Source organism: Frankia sp. CgKIO3 (assembly GCF_977946435.1).
In genome coordinates this window covers 1-3,601 of the sequence record NZ_CDWTMO010000261.1, presented here as the reverse complement: position 1 = coordinate 3,601, position 3,601 = coordinate 1, and the positions used below count along the sequence as shown (strand labels likewise).

At 66.8% G+C, this 3,601-nt stretch carries 3 protein-coding genes; 2 read left to right on the top strand and 1 reads right to left on the bottom strand.

Features of this window, described 5'->3' with window-relative positions; translation table 11 throughout:
- Positions 1–395: 395 nt before the first annotated feature.
- Both AC08OJ_RS19230 and AC08OJ_RS19225 read left to right on the top strand, forming a co-directional pair.
- Complete coding sequence (locus AC08OJ_RS19230; RefSeq protein ID WP_476594676.1) at positions 396–743, top strand: ArsR/SmtB family transcription factor; 348 nt, start codon at positions 396–398, stop codon at positions 741–743.
- A 127-nt stretch (positions 744–870) separates the two neighbouring features.
- Positions 871–2,115: a malic enzyme-like protein gene (locus AC08OJ_RS19225; protein ID WP_476596467.1), complete on the top strand. Its 1,245-nt coding sequence runs from the start codon at positions 871–873 to the stop codon at positions 2,113–2,115.
- Between the two features lie 607 nt (positions 2,116–2,722).
- Here the strand turns inward: AC08OJ_RS19225 and AC08OJ_RS19220 are convergent.
- Entirely contained in the window at positions 2,723–3,163 is a 441-nt protein-coding gene (locus AC08OJ_RS19220; protein WP_462188008.1) for a type II 3-dehydroquinate dehydratase, read from the bottom strand.
- Between the last annotated feature and the right edge of the window lie 438 nt (positions 3,164–3,601).

Here is a 3,601-nt window from a genome sequence, read left to right as displayed (position 1 = left end):
CCTTATGGGGGTGGGGCCGGGGGGTCGGGAGTCCTCGGCCTGCCCCGCTGTCGTCTCGATGCGGATCCGATCCTCCCGTATGCTGGGATGAAAAATTGAAAGTTTCTTCAATTTACATGATCAAAAGTATGGGGTGAGCGAGATCTTGGACACAGCGCCCCCCGTGGAGCCGTGCCGTGCGATAAAGAGCCGTTTTCCGGCTCCGAAGTGTGGTAACGAACAGTTGATAAATTCTGTAACTGGCGGAAAGGCCGCCATCGGGCGCGAACGGGTCGCGGCGCTGCTCACCATGCCGACGTGGTCTCTGGGTGGGCGGTCGCCGGTACTCCGGCCAGGTTGGTATCTCGGCCGGTAGGCCCCGGCCGGAGCTGTGCGGAGTCGACGGGAGGTGACTCGTGACGAGGCGAGTTCCGTTGTACCAGGCTAAAGCGGAATTTTTTCGCATGCTTGGACATCCGGTGCGGATTAGGGTGCTGGAGTTGCTGCAGGACGGGCCGATGCCGGTGCGGGATCTCCTGGCCGCGATCGAGGTGGAGTCGTCGAACCTTTCCCAACAGCTCGCGGTGCTGCGCCGGTCCGGGATCGTGACCGCGACGCGGGACGGCCCGACGGTGGTGTACGCGCTCGCGGGCGGGGGCGTGGCGGAGCTGATGCGCGCGGCCCGGCGGATTCTGACCGAGATGGCGGCCGGGCAGGCCGGGCTGTTGGCCGAGTTGCGCGAAGCGGAGACAAGCTCCTCATGAGCATGAAATGTGGTGGACCGATTTCCGGGAGTCCCGCCTATGGGACTCCCGGAGATGGGAGTCCCGCCGAGGGGTCGCCTGGGGGACCGGCGTGCACCCGACGGAGTCGGGCACGGGTGGAGCCGGCGTGACGCCCTCTGTCCCGGCCGGTTCAGCCGGTCCAGCCGGGGTCAACCCCGCCTACAGCGTCACGGTCCGCGTTCCGCACCGGGCCACGATGATTATCGAGGCGGTCATCGCCGCAGCCCCCGGCCCCGTGACGTGCTACGCGGACGAGCCGGATCCCGGGGGCGGCCGGCGGATCACGTTGGATGCCGACAGCGGGTCCACATTGACCTGGCTGGTCCGGGCGCTACGGGAGCGGCTGGGTGCCGATCTGTTGCAGACCGAGGATCCCGTCTTCACCGTCGCGTCGACCGGCAAACTCGCCCAGTGTCTCCGCGCGTCGGTCATGACCGGTCACGATCTTGCGTTGTTGGACGCTGACGCCGATCGCCGCGTCATCAGCCACCTGGCCATGCACCCGGCGCACACCGACCGGTTCACCGGCCGGCCGCGCCGGGTGGCGCTGCTCACCGACGGCAGCGCCGTCCTGGACTTCGAGCCGCTGGCCGCTGAGGCGGCCCTGCCAGCGGTCGAGTCCCAGGCGGTCCACCTGCACCGGGCGACCGGGTTCGACGTCATCCCCATGCCGATCGCCGCCCACACCGCAGCCGAGCTCGCCGCGGCGATCGGCATGCTCGCTCCGGGATTCGCCGCCACCGTCCTGGTCCACACACACGTCCGCCGTATCGACGCCGCCCGCGCCGCGCTGCGGTCCGCCGCCCCGTATCTGCTGCTCGACACCGTCAACGACGGTCTCGCCGTCGCCGCCGCGGCCGCGGTCCTCAACCATCTCCGGGCGCGTGACCTCGCGCCGGGGCGGGCCCGCGTCGCCGTCGTGGACCCGGCTCGGGGCGGCGATCTCGCCGGCTTACTGATCGGTGTCGGCATCCACGAGATCACTCTCTACGATCCGGTCGATTACGATATCCAGCCGCTGCACCTGTTCGCCCCCGAACTCGATTTGATCGTCGACCTGATCGGCTTGGCGGCGCCGCCCAAGGGCGTTCCCGTCCTGCGGACCCGCCCGGAGACGCCCCCTCCGCTGGCCCGCGCCACCTCGGGCCCGCGCCCGCTGCACGCGCTGCCCGGACTGCTGCGGGCGGTCGTCACCACTCGCCGCCCGGTCACCCCCGCTGCCCGCCTCGCCGCCGTGCACGCCCTCGTCGGTCAGACGCCGCCCGGCAGCGTGCTGCCTCCCCTCGACCATCCACGGCTCGCCCCCGCCGTTGCCGCGGCCGCCACCCACGCCCTCACCGCGCAGGAGTAGCTCACCGCGCTCCCGGCGGAGGTGGTCACCTGGAGGTGGTCACCTGGTAGGGGTGGTGGGGCCCGCCACCGACAGGCCCACCGGCGAATCTCGGCGAGAGATCGTCCGTTGGGAGGACCGTTCCTCATGAACGGGATGAACAGGGTGCGTCGTCATGGGCGGCACTCTCCCGCCGGCATTACGGATGCGGAAGTACGGCGGCACCGGTCTGGTCTTTGCAACACATCGTCCAAAAATGCCCTAAGGATTCGGAATAAAATAACTTGTTCACTTCGGGGTCCTCGCGAGCCCGTGACCTGCGAAGACGCATATTGGCTTGCATTAATTACTTCATTATGAATTCTAAAGGGCCGTACGGCCATATTCCAGTAATGCGCCACCCCGGTTCTTCGGCCTGCCGGGAAGCCCGAGCCGGACCGGCACGGCCGAGGAATCGACATGGCCGAGGAGATGACACCGGGCCGAGGACGCTCGTGCGTCCGAAGCCGGCCGGCCTGGCGTGGGGAGTTCCACGTCGCGGGTGGCCTGGTCACGTTGGGAAGGGGGTACGAATGCTGCTCCGCGTGACCAGCCATCCGAAGAGTCGTTCCTGGCCCGGCGGGACGTCTCAGCTCGGCGCGGGGACGAGGTCCAGCAGTGCCTGAGCGGCAAGCTCGTACCCGAGGGCCCCCAGGCCGACGATCACTCCCCGGGCGAGCGCCGAGAGAATGGATTCGTGCCGGAAGGACTCCCGGGCCCAGACATTGGAGAGATGGACCTCGATCCACGGGTTCGGATAGTTGGCCAAAGCGTCGCGAAGGCTCCAGCCATACATCATCAGCGCACCTGGATTGACGATCGCGCCGATCGAGCCGTAATTATCTTGAATGGTGTTGATCAATTCGCCTTCGGATTCACGTTGCACGGAGACCAGTTTCCATCCGCGGTCCGAGATCCGAGCCGCGACGGCCGCCTCGATATCGGCCAGTGTCGCCGTGCCGTAAACTTCCGGCTGGCGCCGGCCGAGTATGCCCAGATTGGGGCCATTCAGGAGAAGTAGCGTGGGCACGGCACCTCGCAGACAGGCTGGCCGGCTCGACGGCCGGCGTCTCTTATCCGGAACCCCACATTTATAGCTAAAGCCACCTGCTGGACACTTGTGAGCTGGGTGGATTGGCTGAGATGTTCTTCTAGAGTTCATTTGTAGCCCGTCCGTTGATGCTGATGTGTCATGCCCGGAGGTCGATGGGGAACCCGGGGGTACTGAAGGTACCGTCCGTCATGCATCCTCTTGTGTGGATTCCTTCGCTGGTCGCGATAATGGAACCGTCGACGGAACCTTGATCCCGGCGCGGAGAACAACGGTATGGCCACAGGTAAGAAATAGGGTGGGGATCGTGATCGGTAGAGCACGGCATGCGCCGGAGTTGCCAGCCTGGCCGCAGTACTCCGACGAGGAGCGCGGTGGTCTGATCCGGGCGTTGGAACAGGGCCAATGGCAATGCCG